Below are 3,551 nucleotides of genomic sequence, written 5' to 3' on the forward strand. Positions count from 1 at the left end.
CTCTAAATACCGCGCAAGGCAAAGCTAAAGTGTTGTGTAATTTATAGACGAATGCTTAAAAACAACTCATAAACACGTAACGGAAGGCTTTATTTAAACTGACAGCTGACTTAGAGTCTTTACGTGACATGCGGGCTCTATTTCATTGAGTTCCTACGCAAAAAAAGAATTCTCTTTATATACTTAATCCAAGAGCTGCAGGCTCAGTTTTGGGGATGAAATTGGGCACCTTATCGGGAGGCAAGGGAAGATGTTAATGAATCAAAGGTCTCTCAGGTTTTTAGTCGCCAGCTGCTTGCTGGCGGGCGGTCTGTCACCGTGGTTGGCTGCATGGGCTACCGTGCCCACACTGCCATTAGGAAAAACGACACTGTCAAGTGTGCAGAGCATGAGTCAGTTGCAGGCAGAATTATTGCCCAGAGGCATCCGGCCGTTGTATCTGTCTTCTCTGTCTTCGCTTTATGCTGCAAATCATATGCAGCCCATGTGGAACGATCGCCAAACCGTTCAGATATTCCAGCAGCAGTTGGCCGAACTGGCCATATCTGGTATCCAGCCTCAGTTCACGCAATGGGTGAAATGGCTGACGGATCCGCAAGTCACCGGCATGGCCCGTGACGTCGTGTTATCAGATGCGATGCTGGGTTATTTACAGTTTACGAGCAGCGTGGAAGCCAACGGGGATAAGTGGTTATACAGTTCCACGCCTTACAAAATGACGACGCCATCACTGACGGTGATTAATCAATGGCAGCTGGCTGTGCGTCAGGGCAATACGTCACACTATTTGTCGACTCTCGCGCCACAGCATCCTTATTACACCAAGATGCATGATGCGTTGAAGACCATGCTGGCGGATAATCGTCCCTGGCCGGTCATGACAGGATCAGCCAGTTTGCGGCCGGATCAGATCAGTGACGATGTCCCGGCTTTGCGGGAGATCCTGACCCGCACCGGTATGATGGTCGCATCGCCTGAAGAGAACAGGGTGCCTAAACCGACAGATGAAACCATCGCTCCGGACACGCCGGGAAGCGCGGCAAATGACGATCTGTCTGTTGATGAAACCGCCGATAAGGCCCAGCAATCGACGCCAGCCGTCAGCCCTTCTGCAACATCAGTACAAGATGTTCTGCCAACGGTTCAGTCGACAGAAGCGCCAGCAACTCACCCGCCGGTTGCTGTTGCTCACAATCAGTACACGCCGGATTTAGTGGAGGCCGTTAAACGTTTTCAAAAATGGCAGGGACTGGAAGCTGACGGTATTATTGGCGGACGTACCCGTCAGTGGCTGAACGCCTCTCCGCAATTGCGTGCGACCTTACTGGCGCTGAATATTCAGCGCCTGCGCATTCTCCCTGGCAATGTGAACACCGGCATCATGGTGAATATTCCAAACTATCAGCTCACCTATTATCTCAATGGTAATGAAGTGTTGTCGTCACGGGTGATTGTCGGGCGTCCAAGTCGTAAAACGCCATTAATGAGCAGTGCGCTGAATAATGTGGTAGTCAATCCGCCATGGAATGTGCCTACTACGTTAATACGTGAAGATATCGTGCCTAAAGCCATGAATAATCCCGGTTACTTCCAGCAACATGGCTATCAGGTGCTGTCCGGCTGGAGTAATGATGCGGAAGTGATTGATCCTGCAATGATTGACTGGGCAATGGTATCGCCTAACCATTTCCCATATCGCATCCGTCAGGCACCAGGCGTGAGCAATTCCCTCGGTCGGTATAAATTTAATATGCCGAGTTCTGATGCTATTTATCTGCATGACACGCCAAATCATAATCTGTTCAGCAAAGATATTCGTGCGCTGAGTTCAGGTTGTGTGAGGGTGAATAAGGCGTCTGAATTAGCCAATATGTTATTGCAGGATGCGGGCTGGAATGACACGCGGATCTCTTCAACATTGCAGGGTGGTAATACCACGTATGTAGCGATACGCCATCACATACCGGTAAAACTGTTTTATCTGACGGCGTGGGTCGCAGATGACGGTAAGCCTCAGTTCAGAACAGATATTTACAATTATGATTCAACGGTGAGATCCGGCGCACAAATCCTGCCTCAGGCAGAAATTTTGCTTCAATAAATGCAGTAAATCTAATCTGATAAGGGTCAGAGTATTTGGCCATCGGACGAGCGTGAGCCACTGGCACGCTCGTTTTGCTTATATGGGTCCCCTTGACTCGCAGAAAATTGGCAGTTAAGGTTCAAAACGGCTCAGATCAGAGCTTTTTTTTGACTCTCTTACCGGATAGTAAACTGTTCATGAATGAAATCGACACACATCGCCGTAAATGGCTGGCATTAGGCAGTGCCGCTATGGGGATTGCATTACTTCCAGGTCGTGCATTCGCCACTCTTTCCACACCTCGTCCGCGTATTTTAGTGGTTAACAATATAAATACCGGCGAAACCCTCAAAACCGAGTTTTTTGATGGAAAGCGTTACAACAAGGATGAGTTGGCCCGGTTGAATCATCTGTTCAGAGACTATCGTGCGGAAAAGGTAAAATCGATCGATCCCGCGTTGTTCGATCATCTCTATCGTTTGCAGGTGATGCTCGGCGGAACCAATAAACCGGTCCAGCTGATTTCGGGTTACCGCTCACTGGCGACAAACAACAGTATGCGTGAGCCAGGAAGCGGGGTAGCGAAGCACAGTTATCACACCCTCGGGCAGGCAATGGATTTCCACATCCAGGGCATCGAACTGAGCAATATCCGCAAAGCCGCATTAAAAATGCGGATGGGTGGTGTAGGATATTATCCACGAAGTAACTTTGTGCACATCGATACCGGTCCCGCGCGGACCTGGTGATGTGTGTTATTAATGGCCTGCCGGAATGTGCAGGCCATTTTGTGGAGCTCTATGAAAATCCATTTAATTACCGTCACGGCGTTCAGCCAAAACTGTTCACTGATTTGGTGTGTTAAAACCAATCAGGCTGCTATTGTCGATCCGGGCGGTGAAGCCGCAAGGATCATCCAGGAAGTTTCTGCCAAAGGTGTATTGGTTACGCAAATTTTGCTGACTCACGGTCATCTTGATCACGTAGGAGCAGCGGCAGAGCTGGCTGCTCACTATCAGGTACCGGTTATCGGTCCTCAGAAAGAAGATCAATTCCTGCTGGATGCGCTGCCCACCCAAAGCCAGATGTTTGGCCTCGACCATTGTGATCCGCTGACGCCAGATACCTGGCTGGAAGAAGGGGATTCAGTGAAGGTCGGCGAGGAAATCTTATCCGTGCTGCATTGCCCGGGCCATACGCCGGGGCATATTGTCTTCATCAATGATAAAGCGCGAATTGCCGTTTCCGGTGATGTGATATTTAAAGGTGGCGTAGGCCGCAGTGATTTCCCGCGTGGTGACCATCAGGCGTTGATTCATTCCATCAAAACGAAATTATTACCGCTCGGCGATGACATAGTATTTATTCCCGGCCATGGCCCGATGTCGGATTTTGGTTATGAGCGTAGAACCAATCCGTTCCTGCAGGATGAAATGCCGGTCTGGTGATGACGTTTGCTGTTTATCAG

3 protein-coding genes are annotated in these 3,551 nt (G+C 49.5%); all 3 read left to right on the forward strand.

Features of this window, described 5'->3' with window-relative positions; all coding sequences use genetic code 11:
• The first annotated feature begins 250 nt into the window (after window positions 1–250).
• The 3 genes from ldtD (at window position 251) to J1785_RS02330 (ending at window position 3,531) form a co-directional block, all read left to right on the forward strand.
• Window positions 251–2,101: a L,D-transpeptidase gene (ldtD, locus tag J1785_RS02320; RefSeq protein WP_129991190.1), complete on the forward strand. Its 1,851-nt coding sequence runs from the start codon at window positions 251–253 to the stop codon at window positions 2,099–2,101.
• 179 nt (window positions 2,102–2,280) lie between these two features.
• Window positions 2,281–2,832, forward strand: a complete 552-nt coding sequence (mepK, locus tag J1785_RS02325) for a peptidoglycan L,D-endopeptidase MepK (protein WP_129952503.1) — start codon at window positions 2,281–2,283, stop codon at window positions 2,830–2,832.
• Window positions 2,833–2,883: 51 nt separating this feature from the next.
• Window positions 2,884–3,531, forward strand: a complete 648-nt coding sequence (locus J1785_RS02330; RefSeq protein ID WP_217218724.1) for an MBL fold metallo-hydrolase — start codon at window positions 2,884–2,886, stop codon at window positions 3,529–3,531.
• Window positions 3,532–3,551 lie beyond the last annotated feature (20 nt).

Source organism: Rahnella perminowiae (assembly GCF_019049755.1).
Lineage (GTDB): Bacteria > Pseudomonadota > Gammaproteobacteria > Enterobacterales > Enterobacteriaceae > Rahnella > Rahnella perminowiae.